The sequence below is a fragment of the Streptomyces sp. NPDC096013 genome, from assembly GCF_044763565.1.
Taxonomy (GTDB): domain Bacteria; phylum Actinomycetota; class Actinomycetes; order Streptomycetales; family Streptomycetaceae; genus Streptomyces.
Genome location: NZ_JBIWGK010000006.1, coordinates 16169 through 37052, shown reverse-complemented (window position 1 = coordinate 37052; position 20884 = coordinate 16169). Strand labels below are relative to the sequence as shown.

Genomic DNA, 20884 nt, shown 5'->3' with positions numbered 1-20884 from the left:
CCCCTTTCCCGGTGCTGCTGGTGGCGTCAGCCCGCCGCGATGCCCTCGCCGCCGACCGCGCCCGGCACGACGACCGAGCCGATCGCGGTCAGCGACCCCTCGGGGCCGACCCGGAACGCGTCGACCGTGCCCTGCACACCCGTCTGGACGTACAGGTACCGGCCGTCGGAGGAGGCCGCCGCGTCCACCGTGCCGGGGTGGGTGGCCGTGTCGCCGAGTGCGGTGAGCCCGCCGCCGTGGCCGACCCGGTAGCCGGACAGGGTGCCGCTGCCCGCGTTCGACACGTAGAGGTGGTCACCGGCGGTCACCGCCCAGCAGGTGGCGGTCTGGCCGGTCGGGACGGTTCCCTGCGCCGTCAGTGTGCCGTCGTGGCCTACGACGAAGGTGCCGACCGAGTTGGTACCGGCCTCCGTGACCTGGACGCGCCCGGCGGAGTCGAAGGCGAAACCGAACGGCACGGCTCCCGGGGTCGAGGTCACCACGGGGCGGGCGGAGGGGCCGCCGATCCGGCCGACCGGGAAGACGTCGATGCTCTGACCGGCGGCCTTGGTGGTGACCACGAGCTTCGAACCGTCCGGGGTGAAGGAGATCTGCCCGACCGCCGACGTCCCCTTATCCAGACCGAGGTCGCGATGCCACGCGGCGACCTTCACCAGCCGCTCGCCGACCCGGGCGAAGCCCTGCACGGAACCGCCGCCGAGCGTGTTCGCGACGTAGACCCGGTCACCGTGGAACGTCACGCCGACCGGGAAACTCCCCCCGCTGGATATCTCCTGGACCCGCCGCAGCCGGGTGCCGTGCACGGCGAAGACGGTCACGGTGTCGCTGCCCGCGTTCACCGCGTAGAGCAGGTGGCCGTGCCGGTCGTAGGCGAGCGAACCCTGCGACGCCAGGTGGTCCGCGACCGTGCCGGCCAGCATGCCGCCCTTGCCGCCGGTGGAGTAGACGCCCTTCTGGGTGAGGGTGCCGTCGTCGGCGCGCTCGTAGGCGACCACGGTGTTCGCACCGGTGTTGTCGCTCTGCGCGAACACCACGGAGCCACCGCCGTGCTGCGCCTCCACGGCACCGGCGGCAGGGGCGGCGACGAGGGCGGCGGCGGTGAGGGCGGCACCGGTGGCGACGGTGGCCAGGGTGCGGGTGATCCGGCCGGTACCGGCGGGACGGCCGGCACGGGCGGGACGGGACTTGGCGAGGGACATGCGGGCGTACATGCGGGCGTACTCCTCTGCGTAACGTGCGAGAAGGGGAACCTGAGGGGAACCAGGTGCCGCCACGCTAGAGCGAGTTCAGGGTGAGGTAACGGGCAAAAGGTGCGCTCCGGCTCGATGTCCCGAGCCCGTAAGAGATCGGCTCCCCGTCAAACCGCCCGCACCCGGCCGTCCTTGCCGAAGAAGAAGCTCAGCACGACCGTGACGGTGGCCGCGACAGCCACCCGCAACGCCCACGCCCCCGCGGAACCGTCCCCCACGACGGAGGCGCAGTCGACCCCGTCCAGCAGCGCGCTGCTCAGCGGCAGCGACCCCGCACAGCCCAACACGTAGACCCACAGCGGAGGTTGGTTGAACGCGATGAGGACGGAGGCGGCGACGACAGCGATCCCGCTGAGCACGACGGTGAGCGACGAGATGTCCATGCCCGACAGCCTTCCGCGCCCGGAAGGCCGAGGCGTCGGCGCGGGGGAGGAGCGGGACCCTGCCGAAAGACGGAGAAACTCCGGGCATTTCAACCTACGGCCACTACCTTCGACGTACATCTGCGGTACTGGGCAGCTCCTTTGGGCAACGAACTGCGGACGCTGGAACGGACCGGGTTCGAGACCGAGACGGAGTTCCAGGAGCTGCTCGCCCGCCCTCCACGCGTCCGCGTGCCCGGCCGGCGCCTCAGCGCCCCCGCTCGGCCGCCAGCCACGTCTTGATGTGCTGTTCCCACTCACGGTCCCGGGTCGTCTCCATGAACTCCTTGCGGTCGATCAGCAGATAGATCTGCCCGACCGTGGTCGTGTCCAGGATCAGCGGCTTGCCCGCGTTCAGCAGACCGCCCAGGAAACGGCCGTACAACTTGGTGAAACGGGTCCCCACGGCGGTGATCTCGGCGCGGCGCAGGGTCAGGTCCGTGGACCCGTTCCACTGGCCGAGCACCAGCCGGTCGCCGTCGAGGGTGATGGTCCCGCGCCGCTGGAACAGCACCTTCTGGCTGACCCCCGCCGACACCCGGTCCGCCCCGGTCTTCGCACGCAACTCGTCCGCCGTGGCTCCCACGTAGTCGCCCCGGGTCCGCCGCGCCGCTTCTGTCCGCTCCTTGTCCATGTCCATACCCCCAGCCTGCGACGGCACCCCCGCACCGCACATCGGCGCAAGGTCTGCGCGTCCTACGACTTTGGTCGATTCCGGCGGACCCAAAGAAGGCCATCCCGTCCACCTACGGCGGTCCTGAGCACGAGGCCGGATGGCTCACCCTCGATCCGGATGGCTCATCCTTTCTTCGACCCCGTGGCGGCCAGCTGCCAGATCTGGGCCGCCGTCTCCGCCGCGGAGTCGGTCGGCGGGGGATCGTTCGGGAGCTGCGCGGGCACGGTCGTGTTCTTCTTCTCGCCGGGGCGGTCGGCGAAGAGGGCGACCGTGAGGGCGAGTCGGGAGTCCAGGCCGGTGGACCAGACGGTCCGCCGGGTGATCCCGCCGCCCGCCCCGGCCGTGAAGAAGGTCCGCGGGACGCTCCCGTCCGCCGAGGTGGAGGGAACCGGCTGGATCGAGGGGGCCGCCTGGATCAAAGGGGCCGCCTGCTTGTAGGCCGTGAGCATCCGCTCGCCGACCATGAACACATCCTTCTCGTTCAGCACGCGCTGCGTGTGCGGGTGCGCGGCGTACACCTGCCGGCCGTCCCGGGTGATCTTCGTGACCGTGTACGGCGCCGCGTACACCCCACCCGCCGCGACCGCCGCGTACGCCGAGGCCAGCTTCAGCGGGGTGGGCGCGGCGGTCTTCCGCAGCGCGGCCGGCGGACCGCTCAGCCGGACCTTGTCGAAGGGGTCCAGCGCCGTGCCCGCCTCCACCGCGCCGCCCACCGCGTCGTTGAACGGCTGCCGGGCGTAGTCCGACCCTCCGTACAGCAGCCGTACGGCACCGTCGCCGGGCGCGATGGCCACGACGGCGGCGTGCAGGGTGACGCCCTTCCCCTTGCTTCCCTTGCCGCCCTTGCCGCCCTTGCCGCCCTTGAGGTCCGAGAGATCTTTCACCGCCTCGGTGGTGGCGTCCTGGAGGGAGAGGTCGAAGGTGGTGCGCACGGTGTAGCCGCCGCGCGCCAACTGGTCCTCGGTGATGCCGAGTCGGTCCGCCGCCTCCCGCGCCGCCACGTCGATCATGTACTGCCGCTGCCCCTCGGTCGTGCCCGGCGGATAGAAACGGAACGCCGGGAAGGAGGCGTCGGCGCGCTGCTTCGCCGTGATGCTGCCGCTCGCCGCCATCGCGTCCAGCACCCACACCCAGCGGGCCCGGAGCGTCGCGGTCACCTCGGGGTCGGAGCCCGCCTTCTCGTAGTACGAGGGAATGTTGACGATCGACGCGAGCGCGGCGCCCTGGGAGACGGTGAGTTGGCGGGTGTCCACACCGAAGTAGTTGCGCGAGGCCGCCTCGATACCGGCCGAACCCCGCCCGAAATACACGGTGTTGAGATACCCCTCCAGGATGGAGTCCTTGGAACGGGTCCGGTCGAGCTTGATCGCGATCAGCGCCTCGCGCGCCTTGCGCGACAGCGACTGCTCCGGGCTCAGCAGCGCGTTCTTCACGTACTGCTGGGTGATGGTGGAACCGCCCTGCCGTTCCCCGCCGGTCAGCGAGGCCAGCACCGCGCGGGCGATGGCCCGGGGCGAGACGCCGTCGTCCGTACGGAACGTGCGGTTCTCCGCCGCGATCACCGCGTCCTGTACATACCGGGGGACCTGCGACAACGGCACCTCTTGCCGGTCGACGGGCCCACGCCGGCCCAGATAGGACCCCTTGTCGTCGACGAAGACCGTGCTCTGCGTGACCGTCTCCGGGTGCGGCTCCGGAATGTCGGTCATCCGGTACGCGACGACCGCCGCGGTGCACAGGGCCACGACCAGTACGAGAAGGGCGGCGAGCGAGCGGCGCAGGAGGCGGCCTCGATTGCGGCGGAGACGGAGGCGGAGGGGGACTCGGGGCGTCGGCGGGGTGGGGGAGTCGGAGGAAGCGGGTGGCTCGGGGGAGGGAGAGGGGGAGTTGGAGGGGGCGGGGGATGCAGGGGACCGGGACGGGTCGGGCGCCATGGGGGAACTGCCGGACGACATGGGTGACTTGGACGGCTTGGCGGGCTCGGCCGGCAGGTCCGACTCGGCCGCCTCCCATGACCTGCCCGGTTCGAAGGACGCGGACGACTCGGCCGGCCCGTCCGGCTCGCGGCGCCTCACTCGTCCACCCCGCCCCGTGCGACGACCTTGCCGGCCGTGTCGTACACCGTGACGGTCGGACCACCCCCGGCCAGGCTCGTCTTCGCCTCCGTCAGCGACAGCGGTGACCGCGCGTACCAGACGCCCCAGCCAGGACCGCCCGCCAGCGTGAGGACGGTGCCGGTGATCCTCCGGTCGTCGACGCTCACCTCGACCCGCGCCGGATCGGCGGACAGCCCGCGGTACAGGCCGGACAGGAAGTACGAGTTGTGCACCGGATCGAGCCGCACGGACACGCCCGACTTCCCGCTCCCGCTCCCGGTCCCGCTCCCGACACCGACTTCGGCGCCGCTCTCGGCCCCGCCCCCGCGCGCGCCCTTCATCTTGTCCCAGTAACTGCCTTTATAAACAGCGTCGTTCAGCCCCTGGAACTGGCTGGACCCCTGCGGAGTCGACCAGTGTTCCCCGTCGGCGGTCAGCCAGACCCGCACCCCCGGCACCGCGTCCACCCGCTCTCCGGGCGCGACGACCCGGATCGGACTCAACGCCACCCCGGCCGCCTCGCTCTCCGCCCCGCCACCGGGCCCCGTACCAGCGAACTGCCCCGCGCCGACCACGACCGCCGGAACCAGTACCGCCGCACACACCCCCATGACCACGCAGCTACGACGCCGCCGCAGCGCCCGCCCCCGCCGCCTGACGACATCGAGCGGAACGTCGAACGCCCCCTCTTCGGCCGCGAGTCGAGCGACCCCGGCGGCTTCGCGGAGGCGCTTCCGCAGCTCCTCCACATCGCCCCCGTACACCGCCAGCGCCCGCCGGGCCCGGCTCCTGACCGCGCCGGTGGAGCAGCCGAGCAACTGGGCGACCTCCGACTCCCGCAGTCCCTCCCGGTGCAGCAGCACGAGCACCGCCCGCTGCCGCGCCGACAGCCCCTTCAACACCCCTTCGGACGGGGCGGGTTGGCGTCGTGCCCGCCGTAGGAACTCCTTGACCAGGGACCGTCGTACGTAGAAGTCCGCGTCGGCCCGCGGTATTCGCCGCCACCGCGCGCACACCCGCACCAGCGTTCTGCGCACCAGCTCGGTCGCCTCGGCCGGGTCGGCCGGGGCGCCGGTGAGCAGGTGGGCGGTGGTGGCGAGGCGGGGCAGGCCCGCGTGGGCGTACACGGCGAAGTCGTCGTGGGGGTGGGGCACTTCGGTGGTCCTCCGGTACTGCTGTGGGGGAAGTGGATCCAGAGACGCGTGTTCTTCGTCTTTCCTGTGGGCCGTGTGGTGAGGAACGCGGTGTTCGGGACCTGTACGCACCGCGAGGGCCGTCAGGTTGCACGGGAATTCCAAGACGCCGGTGAGGTCATGACCGAGGACGAGTTCGACGCTTTCTACGCGGCCGCGTTTCCCCGTCTGACCGGCCAGCTCGCGGCGTTCACCGGAGATCGGGAGGAGGCGCAGGACGTGGTCCAGGAGGCGTTCGTACGGGCCTGGGACCGGCGCGGGGCCTTCCTCGCGGACGAGGCGCCGGAGGCGTGGATCCGTACGGTCGCCATGCGGCTGGCGGTCAGCCGCTGGCGCCGGGCGCGGCGCTGGCTGGAACTGGTGCGCCGAACGCCACCGCCCGAGTCCGTGCCGGGACCCGACCCCGACCACACCGCGCTGGTCGCCGCGCTGCGCCAACTGCCCACGGCGCAGCGGCGGGTGATCGTCCTGCACCATCTGTGCGACCTGAGTGTCGAGCGGATAGCGTCGGAGACGGGCGCGCCGGTGGGTACGGTCAAGGCGAGGCTGTTCCGGGGCCGGGCGGCTCTGGCGAAACACCTGGCGGTCGACGAGCCGGACACCCCGGCGGCCCCGGTCACTCCGGCAACTCCGGTTCCCCCAGCCGTCCCAGTCGCCCCAAGCGCTCCGGTCACTCCGGTCACTCCGGTCCGGAAGGAGAGCGGTCGTGTCTGAAGAACTCACCGGCACCGGCACCGACCCCACCCGGACCGACCACACCGGCGCCGACGCCGAACTCTCCCTCGCGCTACGTCAGTTCGCCGCGCGCAACGAGACCCACTCGCCCCTCACCGGCGCCCAGGTCCGCGTCCGGGCCACGCGCCGAGCCCGCCGCCGCGTGACGGGCATCGTTGTCGCGGCCACGGCAGCTGTAGCCCTGGTCGCCTACGCCTCGACCCTGGATCTGACCGACTCGTCGAACCCCCGCCACTCCACACAACCCGCGGCCCCGGGGTACGAGAACGGCATCCCGGCGGCCACCACCATGGCGGCGACACCCGTCCCCTCGGCCTCCACCCCCGCGCGCGAACCGTCAACCACCGCTCAGGCCACACCCGTTGTCGGCACCCTGAACCTCGGCAAACGTGTCATGTTCGTAGGGAAGCGGATCATCCCGTTGTCGAGCGGCGTCATCAACATCTCCAAGTTCACCGGCCCGTTGACGGTGTACGACAGGCGGCCCGACCTCACGCTCGCCGCCGTCACCGGCCCTGCCGACGGCTCCCGCTACAACGCCGAGATCTCGTACGCCGTCGAACTGCGCGACGCCGACAACACACCGGTCTATGTCGGCGCGTCCCTCGGCTTCGACAAGCAGAACGCCGGCAGGCCCGGGGTCAGCGGCGGCTTGATCGAGGTGAGCTCGGCCGACGCGAAGTGGCTCTACGCGTCGATGAAGACGGGCACGTCGCTGTCGGTGACCGGAACCCAGCCCTGACCCCTGACCCCCGACCCCTGACCTTCGCCCCCTACCGCCTCGGCCCCGCGAGGGCGTACGCCGAGGTGCCGGCGACCAGGAGGACCAAGGCCGTCCAGGCCCCCGCCGGGGTGCCGGGCGGCAGCAGCAACCAGCCCGTCACCTGGGTCGCCGTACTGGTGGCGGGCGGCGCGAAGAACGAGAACGAGAGCCAGCCGAAGGGCAACGTCCACGCGTACTGCCCACCCGAGAGGGCGGCCCCCAGCGCGGCCAGCCCCGTCAGCCCGGCACTGTCCCGCACGAGGACCTCGGCCCCGCCCGGCTCCTGGCCGGACGACCACCATCCCCACGACACCGCGGCGACCACCACACCGGCCACCAGAACATGCGCCGCCCGCCTCGGCACCCACCGCACCGCGGCCGTCCGATCCAGCGCGACATCCTGCCCCCCGAACCCCACCGAGGCAGCCACCACTCCCACGGCCATCCCCAGCACCGCCGGCCGAGGATCACCGGCCCCGACACCATGGCTCGGCGCGACCGCCCACACGCTCACCGCCCCGATCACCAAGGCGGCCAGGGAGGCGGGTACTTGACGGGAACGGGCGTAGAGCGTCAGCCATCGCAGGGGAAAGCGAGGCGACTTCACTCGATCGCGCGGCCATCTCACCGGCAGGCGGGACGACTTCACTCGATCGCGCGGCCATCTCACCGGCAGGCGGGACGACTTCACTCCGCCTCCCGACCCGAGACCACCTCGAACGGGTCCCCCTTGCAAGCCAGCGCGGCGCCGCGCATCGCGTTGATCCGCGCGAGCTGTCCCGACCAGGGAAGCGCCTTCAACTGCTCCCACACAGGGCGGGACTTGGCCTCGATCTCGCCGTCTACCCCTGCGGGCATGCCCGGCAGGGGGCGAAGGTCGCCGAGGACCCAGCCCACCGCGACGGTCTCCGCGTACTGGTCGTCCCCGAAACCGCTCCAGCCGACGGGATCGCACCCCGGGACCATGCCTTTGGCGAGCAGTGCCGAGGTCAGTTCCCCGGGGGTCGCGGCGTCGGCGACGACGTCGTCGTCGAAGGTGAACAGCACCGTCGTACGAGACCACTTGGGCGTGGAGCCCCACGGCGCGACGGTGGTGTTCTCCCGGACCGAGACCGGCGCGCGGTCGCCGAGGGCGCGGCGCAGCAGCCGTAGCGCCTCCTTTCCGGGACCGGCCAGTGCGGCGAGCCGGTCCTCGTGGACCCTGGCCACGCACACCGGGCCGTCGCACACCGGCGCGGCGGCGGCCGTGTCGACGACGTACATCCGGTTCGGGGCGGACGGCAGGACGAGCAGGGCGAGTGCCGCGCCCGCCACGACGGGGGTGAGGGCGAGCAGCCGGGCGCGCCGGTTCGCGGCGACCAGCAGGGCGAAGCCGGTCGCGGCCATGCCGAGGACCCAGATCGTCTGCCCGATGTGCACGGCGGCGGAGAGCGTGACGAGCGTGCTGCGCACCTCGTCCACCTCGGGCGACAGCAGGGAGAGCCGGTTCGGCTCGGTGGTCGTGAACCCGATCGCCGGGTCGAGCTTCTCCGTACGGCCGAGCGACGAGTGCATGAGCGCGGTGAACGCGAAGGCGCCCATGGCCATCAGCGGCGGGGTGAGCACCGACGGCAGCACCCGCCCGGCGCCCATGCCCAGTACGGCCCCGGCGACGAGGAAGAGCACCGCGATCAGGGTGACCGGCAGCCAACCGGCGTGCGTGTAGCTCGTGTTGGCGATCACCTGCACCCCGCCCACGGCGACGACGAGCGCGAAGGCCGAGGCCAGCGTGAGCGCGGTCGCGCCCGCGGGTACGGCCGCGCGGTGCCGGGCGGGCCGGGGTGTGCTCGTCAGCAGCTCGACCATCTTCGAACGGCGGTCGCGCAGCCCCTGCAACGCCCCGAACCCCACGGCGAGCGGCCAGAGATAGAACAGCAGACCGCGGGTCCACAGCGCGAGGGACGTCCACTGCGCCGTCCACGCGGTGGTGCCGCGCCACCAGGAGGCGTTCAGCAGATACAGGAACGCCAGCGCGCCGACCAGGATCACCCCGCCCGCCCAGGGGGCGACGGAGCGTCTCAACTCGGTACGCAGGACACGGAGGTTGACGTCGAGGCGCGGGGCGCGGAGGGTCGCGCCGACGCGCGGAGCAGGGGCGTTCACCAGGAACCCCTCTCCCGCTCGGGGTCCAGCAGCAGCGCCGAGTACCCGCGTTCCAACGGACTGTCGCCCGCGTGCTCGGGACCACCGGCCGCGGCCAGCTCGTCCGGACTGCCCTGGAAGACCAGCCGCCCCTCGGCGAAGAGCACCACATCACTGCACGCGACGGCGACATCCTCGACGAGATGGGTCGACACGACCACACACGTGTCCGCCCCCAACTCCTGCAACAGGCTCCGGAAGCGCAGCCGTTGGGCCGGATCGAGCCCGGCCGTCGGTTCGTCGAGCAGCAGGATCGCCGGGTCGTTGACGATGGCCTGGGCGATACCGACCCGCCGCACCATGCCCCCGGAGAGCGCCTTCATCCGCTCATCGGCACGGTCGGCCAACCCCACGCGTTCCACGGCCCGTTGGACCGCCCCGGGGATCTCCGCCTTCGGCACCTCCTTCAACCAGGCCATGTACTCGACGAATTCACGCACGGTGAACCGCTTGTAGTAGCCGAACTCCTGCGGCAGATACCCGATCCGCCGCCGCAGCGCCCGATGCTCACCCACCCCGCCCGCGGACTCCCCGAGCAGCTCCAACGTCCCCCCGGCGGGGCGCAGTACGGTCGCCAACGCCCGGATGAGCGTGGTCTTCCCGGCCCCGTTCGGCCCGAGGACACCGTGCACCCCGGTACCCAGCGACAGATCCAGCCCGTCGACGGCCATCCGCTTCCGTCCGGCCCTGACCTTCAGACCGCTCGCCCGGATCTCCCAGGCGTAGGCCGTCGGCGCGAGATCGGCCGCGCTCACCGCGGACATCATGTGAGGTTCCCTCTCGGTAGATTGCGTGGCAGGGGTTCGCTCGCTCACCGATGAACCCCCAGCACGGAGTACGCACCCCTACGGGCAGCCACGACCACGGCCCCGACACCGAGCCCGAGGACGGCCCCCCACACCGGCAGTCCGCCCGCCTGGAGCGCGAAGGTCGCACGATGGGCGGCCACGGTCGGCGTCACCACCACCCCGGCCCATACGACGACCACCGCGACGGCGGCCCGGGTCACCCCGACGATCCCGCCGAGCGCCAGCGTCGTAGAAGTGAAGGCCAGACACGGCAGCAGCCACTGCGCGGCCGTCACCCCCGGCACCCCCGTGGCCCAGCCGCCCACCGCCAGCGCGGGCACGACCACGACGAGCACGGTCGCCGTACGCCGCAACACCAGATACAGCCCGGCCCGCGGCACGGAAGCCGTCAACTCGTAGGCGGGATCGAGCCCTTGGGCCCACGAGACCGCGACCCCGAGCACCGGCAGCACGGGCGCGCACAACAGGACGAGCGACACCCCGCCGCTCCCACCGCCGAACCCGAACCCGCCCCCGACCAGGTCGAGCAGCAACGCCACCAGTGCGACACTCACCACCATCCCCAGCCACGGCACCATCACCGGCGTCACCCACCCGGACACCCGCACGGACCGGTACCGCCGCCGGGACACCGGAGCGTCCAGCCGAGGCTCAAGCCCCGCCCACACCCCCTCGACAAGCCCGGCGACCCGCCCGTCGACAGCCCCCGCGAGCCGCTCCCGACACCCCCGACACCCCTCCAGATGCGCCTCTACGGCCCACACCTCGTCGGCACCGAGATCCGGCTCGCCGAGGCCCCGCGCGTACCCGTCGATCAACCGGGCCGATACATGCTCCACGCTCTTGGCAGCCTTCATGTCAGGGCCCTCCGCATCGCGATCCGGGCCCGGCGGGCACGTGTCTTGACCGTGCCCTCGGGCAGTCCGAGCAGGACGGAGGTCTCGCGCACGGACAGCCCGTCGAGCACCAACGCCTGGAGAACCTGGCGGAGTTCGGGCGCGAGACACCGCAGCGCGTCACCGACGTCCCCGCCGACGGTGGCCGCGAGCACCTCCTCCTCGGCGGCGGGCGCGGCACCGGCGGGAGCGGCGGCCGGCGGCGGCTCGGCGTGATGGGCCCGGCGCCGGAAGGCGTCGACGAGCCGCCGCGCCGCGATCGTCCACAGCCACCCGACGGCCGTACCGCCCACCGAGGCCCCCGCGAACGCCCCCGCCGCCCGCCACACCGCCAGATACGTCTCCTGCATCACCTCGGCGACGATCTGCTCATCGGCACACCGCCGCCGCAGCCGCACGGCCAGCCACGGTGCGGTACGCCGGTACAGCTCGTCGAACGCGGCACGGTCCCCCCTGGCCACCAGCCGGACGAGCCGCTCCTCGTCCATCTCACCCGGCACTTTCCTGACTCGTCTCACACCGGCTAGACGCGGGCGACGGAGCGCGGGTTTTCCTCTAGGGGTGAGCTGTGTCACACGTAGGGGGCGGTGTCGGGGTGGGGGTGCCGGCAGTTGCCGGGCGTCCTGCCTCAGCGGTGTGCCTTCGATCCGGTCGGGGTCCGGGCCGGCGCCGACTCCGGCCCGGGCCCTGACCGGTGTCGAGCAGTACACCGCGGCAAGCTCCGGGCCGCATGTGTGCTGCCGACCCGCCCGTGGCTTTCGGGGGGCGCCGACGGGCGGTGACCGGCCCGAAGGAGCGGAGTACGGGCCGGCGGATGTCCGCGCGGCGGACCTCAGACGCGTACGCGCGAACTCCAGGAATCTAGCCCGTGGCATCCGCCGCGCACGATCCACTGAGCGCGGCTGTTGTCCGCACAGCGCGGGGCGCTGGTGGCGGGCCGGGCCGTGGTCACCCGGAACGCAGTGTCTGCGAGGGCAGCTCACCGAAGCGCGCCCGGTAGCGGGACGCGAAGCGGCCCAGGTGGTCGAAGCTCCAGCGATGGGCGACCTCGCTCACGTTCACTTCGCCCGGTGTGCCGCGGCGCAGCTCGTCGTGGGCGCGGGCGAGGCGGATGTCGGCGAGGTAGGCCAAGGGGGTCATGCCGACGTACTGCTGGAAGGCTTCTTGGAGCCGCCGCACGCTCACCCCGGCGAGACCGGCCAACTCTCCTACGGTGAAAGGGTGTTGCGGCATGCTGTGCATCGCCTCGACAGCACGCTTGACGGGGCCCGGGCGCAGGGCGGGTTGGGGTCGGTCGAGCTCGTCGCGGTAGCGGTGGCCGGTGGCGAGGAGGAGCCCGGTCAGCAGGGCCTCCTGAAGCGGGCGGGCGACCACCGGCCGAGTGAGCAGCCCGCCGGCCCGCATCTCGGCGAAGGCCGCGCGGACCATCCGGACCCAGCTCAGGCCCGCGCCGTGCGCGACGTCGAGTTCGGGCGTGAGGACGACCGGGCTGCGCAGCGGTCGGCCGAGAAGGCGTTCGAGTTGGTCGTTGAGGGCCTTGGGGTCGATCTTCACGGCCAGCATGGAGCAGTCGGTGCTCACTCGGTCCAGGGCCGTGTCGCCGTGCGGCTGGAAGACGGCGGCGTTCGTGGTGGTCGCCACCGCGTTGGTGTGCGCTCCTTGACGCCACGCCAGGTGGCCACCGAGGGGGATGTCCACGTGGTAGGAGCCGAGTTCCCCGAACCGTATGCGCACCTCCTCGCCGAAGGCCAGCCGTCCGAGGGTGAGCGGACCGAAGGCGGCGATGTCGTACCGGGCCGTGAACGCGGTGCTGCCGTCGGGCACGTCGATGAAGTTGGCGTAGAAGCGATCTCGGAGAACCTGCCGAGCCTCGTCCACATCCGTCGTCCGCAACTTCAGCACGTCCTGGCCCTGGTGGGGCGAGTGGTGCATACCGCAACCTCCTGCGCCTTCGGACCGTACGAGGGGCGGTGCACATTATCGCCACCGAGTGCCTCCCGCCGTGTCCCTGCTCTTCCCTCGTCCTTCCCTCTCTTCCCTCTCGCGGCGGGTCTGACCGGAACGGGACGACGACGTCCGCGTCGCCTCGGGCCGGCCTTGTCGGAGATCTCGGAGTTCGACCTCATGTCCCGGCGCCTCACCGGCGAGAACACAGCCGTTGCGATGGGACCGGTCTGCCCGTTTTGCCTCCCCGTCCGTAACGGCGGATCAACTCCCGTGTCACAGCGGTGTCTTGGTGCAACTCCCGCGGCAACTCCTCGCCCGGCACCGGCCTCCTATGAAGCGACCGTCGCCGCTCAGCCGGAGCGAGCGGCCGATACGACACCGCTTCCCAGGACCCAGGAGTACCGATGCGCGTCAAGAAGATGTCCGCCCTCGCTCTCGTCGTCGCCGCTGCCGGCCTTTCGCTGACCGCGTGCGGCGGCGGCGACGGATCGAGCGCTTCCGCCCACACCAGCGCGTCCACCGCCGCGAGCAGCTCCACCGGCGCGAGCACGTCCACCACCGGTGGCACCTCCACGGGCGGCACGTCGACCGGTGGCACCTCGACCGGCGGCCAGGGCGCTACGTCGGGTTCCTCCTCGTCCGGCTCCACGGGCTCCACGGGCTCCTCGTCCGGCTCCACCCGCTCCGGGAAGGGCGGCGGAACCGCCGCCCAGGCGCAGTCCTCGACGTCGGCCGCCAAGTGCACGACCGACCATCTCGCCTTCAGCGCCACCGCCAGCGGGGTCAAGGACGAGATAGTCGTGAACCTGAAGAACACCGGTTCCGGCACGTGCACCATGCACGGCTTCCCGGGCGTCCAACTCGTGGGCCCCGACGGCCTGGGCGACACCGGGCCCGACGCCGCCCGCGCCGACGCCACGGCCTCCACCGTCACCGTCGGGCGAGGCGAGGAGACCCGTTTCCTGCTGCACTTCAGCCCGGACACCAGCGGCTCCGGCAAGACCTACACCCGGCTCCTCGTCACCCCGCCCAACAACACGGTCGGGGAGATCGTGAACCTCAACGACCTCACCATCACCGTCACCCCTGCCAGCGGCACCGTTCCGGATGTCGTCGTCGACCCCGTCGGCTACCACGTCGGCTCCGGCAAGTAGGCGCGGCCACTCACCGTTCACTGCTGACACCCGGTGCCGCCGCTCACGCTCAGCCGAACGCGGCCAGGGAGAGCGGCTGCCACTGGCGCCAGGTGTTCAGACGCTCCTCGTACAGAGCGGCGATGTCGGTGAAGGACTTGCCGAGGAGGATCCTCAGTGGGGGGTGTTCCATGTCGACGATCCGGAGGATCGCGTCGCGGGTGGCATGCGGGTCGCCCACCTCGAACTCCTGTCCGGCGGCGTGTGCTTCGGCGTAGTCGGGGTGGCGTTCGCTGTGCCGGGCCCCGCGCGCCAGCCAGTCGGTGGCGTAGGGACCGGGCTCGACGTTGGTGATGTGGATGCCGAACGCGGCCACTTCCTGGGCCAGGGATTCCGACAGCCCTTCAAGAGCCCACTTGGAGGCGTGGTAGGCGCCGATGCCGGGGAACGCGCGTACGCCTCCCTCGCTGGTCACTTGCAGGATCCTGCCCGAGCGTCGTGCCCGCATGAAGGGCAGTACGGCCTGTGTGACCCATACCGCGCCGAAGAAGTTGGTCTCCATCTGGGCCCGGAGGTCGTCCTCGGTGACCTCCTCGACCATGCCGAAATGGCCGTAGCCGGCGTTGTTGACGGCGATGTCCAGCGAACCGAAATGTGAGTGGGCGAGCCGCACCGCCTCGTGCACCGCGGTGCGGTCGGTGACGTCGAGCTTGATCGGCAGTACCGCGTCGCCGTACCGCTCGGCCAGCGGGGTCAGCCCGGTGATGTCCCGCGCCGTCGCCGCGACGCGGTCGCCGTGTTCGAGCGCCGCCTCCGTCCACTCGCGGCCGAAGCCCCTCGAACTGCCGGTGATGAACCAGGTCTTCGCCATGACCGTTGCTCCCTGTGCGTGAGTCGTCTGCTGTCGCTCCTCCAGCGTGCTTCCGCGCCAGGCATTCCACCAGCGAAGGTCTCTCATGGGAGACATGCGGTTCTGGAATGTGTCAGGGTGGCGGGATGGCCGACTTCACTCTCACGGGTCTCCGGGTCGTGCAGGCGGTGGTCGACACCGGATCGTTCACCGCCGCGGCCGACGCACTCGGATACACGCAGTCGGCGGTCTCCCGTCAGGTGGCGGCGATGGAAGCCGCCGCGGGTGTGCCGCTGTTCGTCCGGGGCGCCCGCGGGGTGGCCCCCTCTCCCGCGGGCGTGCTGCTCGCCCGTCGGGCCGCGACGGCCCTCAACGAGATCGACGCCGTCGGCACGGACCTCGCCGGGCTGCGGGACCACGTCACCGGACGGGTCGCCCTCACGGCGTTCCCCTCGGCCGCCGCCGTGCTCGTACCCAGGACCCTGGCCCGGCTCCGAAGGGACCACCCGGGTCTGATCGTCGGGTTCGGTGAGGCGTCCTCGCCCACCCAGCTGCGTCAACTCCGCGCCCACCGCGTCGACATCGCGGTGATCGGCGTGGGGGCGGACCTGCCCGCCTACGACTTCGAGGGACTGCGGCGCGATCTGCTCCTCGACGGCGGCCTGTTGCTGGCCGTTCCCGCAGGCCACCGTTTCGCCGGCCGCGGACCCGTCCCGGTGACCGAACTGAGGGACGAACCCTGGATCGTCGGAAGGGGCCTGCGCGACGACCCCCAGTTCGGTGCCTGGCCCACCCTCGACCACCCACGGATCGCCTACGCCGCCCGCGAATGGCCCACTCGCCTCGGCCTCGTCGCCTCCGGTCTCGGCATCGCCGTACTCCCCGAAGTGGCCGCGGCGTCGGTCCCCTCCGGGGTCAGCGTCGTCCACGTCGACGACCCCACGTGGCTCGGCCGGGCCATCGTCGCCGTAACCCTCCACGACCGCTCTCCCGAGGTGACGGCCACCGTGGGGGCACTGCGCCACGAGGCCGCGGGGCTCCGGCGACCGGCGACTCCGGCGCCGTAACGCTGCCTGTCTTCCTTGGCCTGTATGGGCCGCCCTTCCGGTGGTGGAAACGGGCGGCGCTTCCAGTGGTGAGAATGGGCCGCGCGTCCATGCCCGCGCCGCCTGACGGCTCGGTCGGGGGCGTTGGGGCGCCGGCCCGATCGACCTTCTCGGTGGCGTTCTCTGCGGAGCGGGCCCCCGGCGTTCGGATGAATGCCCGCTGGCGGGCGGCGTGGCGCTGCGGGCAAAGACCGGGCGGAACTTACCTAGAACGCATGTGCACTCGGAAGGGCCTAACCGCCCTGCTCAGCATCGCGATGGTCATCTCTGCCTGCGCGGCAGCCGCCCTGCCCTCGATGGCCACTCCCGCGGCCGCCGTACCGGTTCCCAGGGAATCGGCCGCCGCGTCACAGCCCTGGGAAGCGACCGCGGCGAAACTCGACCGGGTGATCCGGCGGACGGCCGCCGACGCCGGTGTCCCTGGAGTGATCGTGGGCGTCTGGAAGCCCGGACAGCCGCGCTACGTGCGGGCTTTCGGCGTCGCGGACACGAAAGACCGCACCCCGATGCGCACTGACCTGAACATGCGGATCGGCAGCGAGACCAAGACCTTCACCGTCACCGCGCTGCTCCAGCTCGTCGACCGCGGCAAGGTCGGCCTGGACGACCCGATCTCCGCGTACGTCGACGGAGTGCCCGACGGAGAGCACATCACGCTGCGTCAGCTCGCGAACATGCGCAGCGGCCTGTTCGCCTACACCAAGGACGAGGGCTTCCAGCACCTGCTGGCGACCGAGCCGCATCGCCAGTGGAAGCCGAGTGAGCTGCTCCGCATCGCCTTCGAGCACCCCAACCAGTTCGCACCCGGCACGCAGTTCGACTACTCCAACACCAACACCGTGCTGCTCGGCCTGGTCATCGAGAAGGTCACCCACCGCCCCTTGAGGAACGTGATCCGGCACCTGATCACGCAGCCGAGCGGCTTGGACCACACCTTCCTGCCGAAGGCGGCCGAGTTCCCGCGGCCGCACGCCCACGGCTACACCGATCAGACGCCGGACGGCACGGTGGCGGACGCCACGGACTTCAACCCCAGCTGGGGCTGGGCAGCCGGCGCGATGATCTCGAACCTCGACGACATGCGTTCCTGGGCGAAGAACGTCGCGACAGGCGGACTGCTGACTTCGCGCACCCAGGCGGAGCGCCTCAACGCGCAGCCGACCGGCGCGCCGGGTGACGCCTACGGGCTCGGCATCGACATCAACCACGGGTGGATCGGCCACGCGGGCTCCCTGCCCGGCTACCAGAGCCTGACGGTCTACCTGCCCGCCCAGAAGGCGACGATGGTGATCCTGCTCAACACCGACATCCCCTCGAACGGCGAGAACCCCAGCACCCTGCTCGGCCGGGCCATCACCCAGGTGGTCAGCCCCGCCAACGTCTACGGCGACGCAACCGACCAGAACTGACACCCGCCCAAGCATTGGGGCCCCGGGAGATCACCGAGCTGCGACCCCTGGCGCACGACAACTGATCACCAAGGGAAACAAAAGGGCCCAGGTCGCTGACCTGGGCCTTATCCATGGAGCGGGTGACGAGAATCGAAGTCGCACCCTCAGCAGGATCACACCGCTGTCGACCGTACGCGAGCGGGCCTGGCCTGAACAGAAATCGGCTGGTCCGAAGAGGCAGCGGTCCGCCGGGCACTTCGGAGCCTCCGCCGGGCACTTCGGAACCTCCGCCGGCACATGCCCTGTCCCGCCGACGCATCCCCGACAGCGTCAGACGGGGAAAAGATTCCGGCTCGCGGCAACCTTTGCGGTGCCTGTGACCACAAGGAGTCGGATCCGGCCAGTTCCGGTGGCCGGATCCGCTTTTCCTCCGTGAACGGCATGCAAGGAGAGCACCTCCCCATGAACAACCCCACGCACGGCGGGCGCCGCGGGCGTCACCGCCGTCGCTGGACTGTCACCGCTGTGCTGCTCGGCGCGCCCCTCGCCGTCGTGCCGTATCTCCTGTTCGTGCAGGACGACTCGCAGGCCGCGACGGTCGACGGCAATGCCTCCTACGAGTTGGTCTCCGTGCGCAGCGGCAAGGTGCTGGACGTCAACGGCTTCTCCACCGCCGACGGCACCCGGATCCAGCAGTGGACCGACCAGCACACCGCCAACCAGCAGTGGAAGCTGAGACCCGCCGGGGACGGCTACTACGAGCTGGTGAACCGCAACAGCGGCAAGGTACTGGGCATAGCCGGCGCGTCGACCGCCCGGGCGGCCGCCGTCGAGCAGCAGACCGACAGCTCCGCCACCTCCCAGGAGTGGCGGATCGACGATGTGAGCAGTTCCGACGCCGTCACCCTCACCTCACGCAGGAGCGGCCAGGTCCTGGACGTCTCCGGAGGCTCCACGGCCGAGGGCGCGCCGATCATCCAGTATCCGGGCCACGGCGGCACCAACCAGCAGTGGAAGCTGGTGAAGACGGCCGAGAGCCAGGCGTCAGGGACCGGCAGCGCGCAGACCACGGCCGCGGCCGGACCGTATGTGTGGAAGAACGCCCAGGTGGTGGGCGGCGGTTACGTCACCGGCCTGGTGTTCAACCAGAAGGAGAAGGGCCTGCTGTACGCCCGTACCGACATGGGCGGCGCCTACCGCTGGGACACCGGGGCCGAGCAGTGGATCCCGCTGACCGACTGGCTCGGCGAGAAGGACTGGAACCTGCTGGGCATCGACTCGCTGGCCACCGACCCCGTCGACCCGGGCCGGCTCTACCTCGCGACGGGCACCTACACCAACGACTGGGCGGGCAACGGCGCGATCCTGCGCTCCACCGACCGGGGCCGCACCTTCCAGCGGACCGATCTGCCGTTCAAGCTGGGCGGCAACGAATCCGGCCGGGGGGCGGGCGAGCGGCTCGCGATCGACCCCGCCGACCACTCCACCCTGCTGCTGGGCACCCGCAAGAACGGCCTGTGGCGCAGCACCGACTACGGCGTGACATGGAGTCAGGTCTCGTCGTTCCCCGTCAAGGACGGGGCGGGCAGCGGCGCGGGCATCTCCTTCGTGACGTACGGCCCGGCCGGCAGCAGAACGGTCTACGCCGGCGTCAACGACACGTCCAGGCCCCTGTACCGCTCCACCGACGGCGGCACCAGCTGGCAGGCTGTCGCCGGACAGCCCACCGGCCAGATGCCGCAGCACGGCGTGGTCACCGCTGACGGATCGCTGTACCTGTCCTACAGCAACAGCATCGGCCCCATGGACGCGACGGCGGGCTCGGTGTGGAAGTACACCCCGGCCGGCGGCGCGTGGAAGAACGTCTCTCCCTCGCAGGGCTCCTACGGGTTCTCCGGTCTGGCCGTCGACCCGCAGAAGCCGTCCACGGTGATGGTCACCACCCTCGACCGCTGGTGGCCCGAGGACGAGATCTACCGCACCACCGACGGCGGTACGACCTGGAAGGCGCTGGCGGACAAGTCGGCACGGGACGTCTCCGGCGCGCCGTACGTCGGCGACCACACCGGGCACTGGATGACCGCGCTGGCCATCGACCCCTTCGACTCCGGGCACGCGCTGTACGGCACCGGCAACGGCATCTGGAGCAGCAAGGACGCCAATGCCTCCGACAGCGGTGGCACCAGTCACTGGGTCTCCGGGGCCCGCGGGCTGGAGGAGACCTCGCTGGCGGACGCGATCGCCCCGCCCGGCGGCGCCACCCTCATCACCTCCATGGGCGACCAGGGCGGTTTCCGGTACGGCGGCTCCCTGACCGAGGTACCCGCCGGACGGCTGAAGAACCCGCTGATGAGCAGCAGTACCGACATCGACTTCGCCCAGTCCGACCCCTCGATGATGGTCCGCGTCGGCCGTGGCGGCGACCAGGACGGCGCCTACTCCACCGACGGCGGCAGCACCTGGAACGGCTTCAAGGCGGAGCCGGTCAGCAGCTCCCAGATGGGTCATGTCGCGCTTGCGGCGGACGGCTCCACCATCGTCTGGACCGAGGACGGTCAGGTCCCGTACCGCTCGACCGACAAGGGTTCGAGCTGGTCGAGGGTCAGCGGCCTGGGCGCCGACGCCGAGGTCGTCGCCGACCGCTCCTCGGGCAACACCTTCTACTCCCTCTCCGGCGGCACCCTCTACGCCGGCACCGACGGCGGCGCGAGCTTCACCGCCCGGGCCGGCAACCTGCCCTCCGGCCGGCTCACGGCCGTCCCCGGCATCGCCGGGGACCTGTGGATCGCCGGCGGTGACAGGGGGCTGCTGCACTCCACCGACGGCGGCCGCACCTTCACCACACTCACCACGGTGAAGTCCGCCTCCGCCCTCGGCTTCGGCAAGGCCGCCCCGGGCGCCGATTACCAGGCTCTGTACCTGCTCGGCACCGTCAAGGACGTCACCGGAGTCTTCCGCTCCACCGACAAGGGCGCCACCTGGCTCCGCATCAACGACGACGCCCACCAGTGGGGCGCCATCGGAAGCGTCGGCGTCATCACCGGCGACCCCGACACCTTCGGGCGCGTCTACGTCGGCACCAACGGACGCGGTCTGCAATACGGCGACCCGTCCTGACCCCGATGCGCGGGTGGGGCCGCAGGCACAACAGCCTGCGGCCCCACCGGTCGCCGGAAAAACAGCGTCGGGGGCGGCAACCTTCTCGCCCTCTGCGGCAACTGGGAGCCGGAAGGCCAAGTCGAACCACCGGATGGACGGGTATGAGGGAAAGGAAGCACGCCGCGCCGCCACCGTGGCGCGGGCGCGGACCGGTCCCGGGCGCTCCCTCGGGGCTGCGACCGGCGTCCGGTTCGCGCGGGTTCGACCAGTCCGCCGGTCCGCCTTCACCGCCCCGCAACCGAGCGCGACCGCTGTTCGAATCCCGGGCTGGGCGCTG

18 protein-coding genes are annotated in these 20884 nt (G+C 71.5%); 6 read left to right on the top strand and 12 right to left on the bottom strand.

Features of this window, described 5'->3' with window-relative positions:
• Positions 1 to 26: 26 nt before the first annotated feature.
• From ACIRB1_RS20955 to ACIRB1_RS20935, 5 genes are all read right to left on the bottom strand, one after another.
• Complete coding sequence (locus tag ACIRB1_RS20955; protein ID WP_352180053.1) at positions 27 to 1211, bottom strand: beta-propeller fold lactonase family protein; 1185 nt, start codon at positions 1209 to 1211, stop codon at positions 27 to 29.
• A gap of 146 nt (positions 1212 to 1357) precedes the next feature.
• Positions 1358 to 1633, bottom strand: a complete 276-nt coding sequence (locus ACIRB1_RS20950; protein WP_352180054.1) for a hypothetical protein — start codon at positions 1631 to 1633, stop codon at positions 1358 to 1360.
• Positions 1634 to 1880: 247 nt separating this feature from the next.
• Positions 1881 to 2312 (bottom strand): hypothetical protein, encoded by a 432-nt coding sequence (locus ACIRB1_RS20945; RefSeq protein WP_403466535.1) that lies wholly within the window; start codon positions 2310 to 2312, stop codon positions 1881 to 1883.
• Between the two features lie 158 nt (positions 2313 to 2470).
• A complete protein-coding gene (locus ACIRB1_RS20940) occupies positions 2471 to 4423 on the bottom strand; it encodes a transglycosylase domain-containing protein (protein ID WP_403466534.1) in 1953 nt (650 codons plus the stop codon).
• Positions 4420 to 5598 (bottom strand): sigma factor-like helix-turn-helix DNA-binding protein, encoded by a 1179-nt coding sequence (locus tag ACIRB1_RS20935; RefSeq protein ID WP_403466533.1) that lies wholly within the window; start codon positions 5596 to 5598, stop codon positions 4420 to 4422. Before ACIRB1_RS20935 ends, ACIRB1_RS20940 begins: the two co-directional genes overlap by 4 nt.
• Before the next feature lie 159 nt (positions 5599 to 5757).
• On the opposite strand from ACIRB1_RS20935, the gene ACIRB1_RS20930 reads away from it, so the two are divergent.
• Together ACIRB1_RS20930 and ACIRB1_RS20925 are read left to right on the top strand one after the other, a co-directional pair.
• Positions 5758 to 6351, top strand: a complete 594-nt coding sequence (locus ACIRB1_RS20930) for a SigE family RNA polymerase sigma factor (RefSeq protein ID WP_403466532.1) — start codon at positions 5758 to 5760, stop codon at positions 6349 to 6351.
• Positions 6344 to 7114, top strand: coding sequence for a hypothetical protein (locus tag ACIRB1_RS20925; protein ID WP_403466531.1), 771 nt, complete (start codon positions 6344 to 6346; stop codon positions 7112 to 7114). Before ACIRB1_RS20930 ends, ACIRB1_RS20925 begins: the two co-directional genes overlap by 8 nt.
• Before the next feature lie 31 nt (positions 7115 to 7145).
• Here the strand turns inward: ACIRB1_RS20925 and ACIRB1_RS20920 are convergent, their stop codons facing one another.
• From ACIRB1_RS20920 to ACIRB1_RS20895, 6 genes are all read right to left on the bottom strand, one after another.
• Positions 7146 to 7721, bottom strand: a complete 576-nt coding sequence (locus ACIRB1_RS20920) for a hypothetical protein (RefSeq protein ID WP_403466822.1) — start codon at positions 7719 to 7721, stop codon at positions 7146 to 7148.
• A 101-nt stretch (positions 7722 to 7822) separates the two neighbouring features.
• Positions 7823 to 9277, bottom strand: coding sequence for a hypothetical protein (locus ACIRB1_RS20915; RefSeq protein WP_403466530.1), 1455 nt, complete (start codon positions 9275 to 9277; stop codon positions 7823 to 7825).
• Complete coding sequence (locus tag ACIRB1_RS20910; protein WP_403466529.1) at positions 9274 to 10083, bottom strand: ABC transporter ATP-binding protein; 810 nt, start codon at positions 10081 to 10083, stop codon at positions 9274 to 9276. Before ACIRB1_RS20910 ends, ACIRB1_RS20915 begins: the two co-directional genes overlap by 4 nt.
• A 44-nt stretch (positions 10084 to 10127) precedes the next feature.
• Entirely contained in the window at positions 10128 to 10982 is an 855-nt protein-coding gene (locus ACIRB1_RS20905; protein ID WP_403466528.1) for a zf-HC2 domain-containing protein, read from the bottom strand.
• Entirely contained in the window at positions 10979 to 11509 is a 531-nt protein-coding gene (locus ACIRB1_RS20900; protein ID WP_328830569.1) for an RNA polymerase sigma factor, read from the bottom strand. The genes ACIRB1_RS20905 and ACIRB1_RS20900 overlap by 4 nt, the downstream gene beginning before the upstream one ends.
• A gap of 460 nt (positions 11510 to 11969) precedes the next feature.
• Positions 11970 to 12953 carry an AraC family transcriptional regulator gene (locus ACIRB1_RS20895; protein WP_403466526.1) on the bottom strand — a complete coding sequence of 328 codons (984 nt, stop codon included), beginning with the start codon at positions 12951 to 12953 and terminating at the stop codon, positions 11970 to 11972.
• Positions 12954 to 13372: 419 nt separating this feature from the next.
• Between ACIRB1_RS20895 and ACIRB1_RS20890 the strand changes: the two genes are divergently transcribed.
• Positions 13373 to 14122, top strand: a complete 750-nt coding sequence (locus ACIRB1_RS20890) for a DUF4232 domain-containing protein (protein ID WP_403466525.1) — start codon at positions 13373 to 13375, stop codon at positions 14120 to 14122.
• 49 nt (positions 14123 to 14171) lie between these two features.
• Here the strand turns inward: ACIRB1_RS20890 and ACIRB1_RS20885 are convergent, their stop codons facing one another.
• Entirely contained in the window at positions 14172 to 14972 is an 801-nt protein-coding gene (locus ACIRB1_RS20885; RefSeq protein ID WP_403466524.1) for an SDR family NAD(P)-dependent oxidoreductase, read from the bottom strand.
• A 125-nt stretch (positions 14973 to 15097) separates the two neighbouring features.
• Here ACIRB1_RS20885 and ACIRB1_RS20880 point away from each other — a divergent pair, with 125 nt between their 5' ends.
• The 3 genes from ACIRB1_RS20880 (at position 15098) to ACIRB1_RS20870 (ending at position 20565) form a co-directional block, all read left to right on the top strand.
• Entirely contained in the window at positions 15098 to 16018 is a 921-nt protein-coding gene (locus ACIRB1_RS20880) for a LysR family transcriptional regulator (protein ID WP_403466523.1), read from the top strand.
• Positions 16019 to 16272: 254 nt separating this feature from the next.
• On the top strand, positions 16273 to 17466 hold the full coding sequence (locus ACIRB1_RS20875; protein ID WP_403466522.1) for a serine hydrolase domain-containing protein: 1194 nt from the start codon (positions 16273 to 16275) through the stop codon (positions 17464 to 17466).
• A 444-nt stretch (positions 17467 to 17910) separates the two neighbouring features.
• Entirely contained in the window at positions 17911 to 20565 is a 2655-nt protein-coding gene (locus ACIRB1_RS20870) for an RICIN domain-containing protein (RefSeq protein ID WP_403466521.1), read from the top strand.
• The last annotated feature ends 319 nt before the right edge of the window (positions 20566 to 20884 follow it).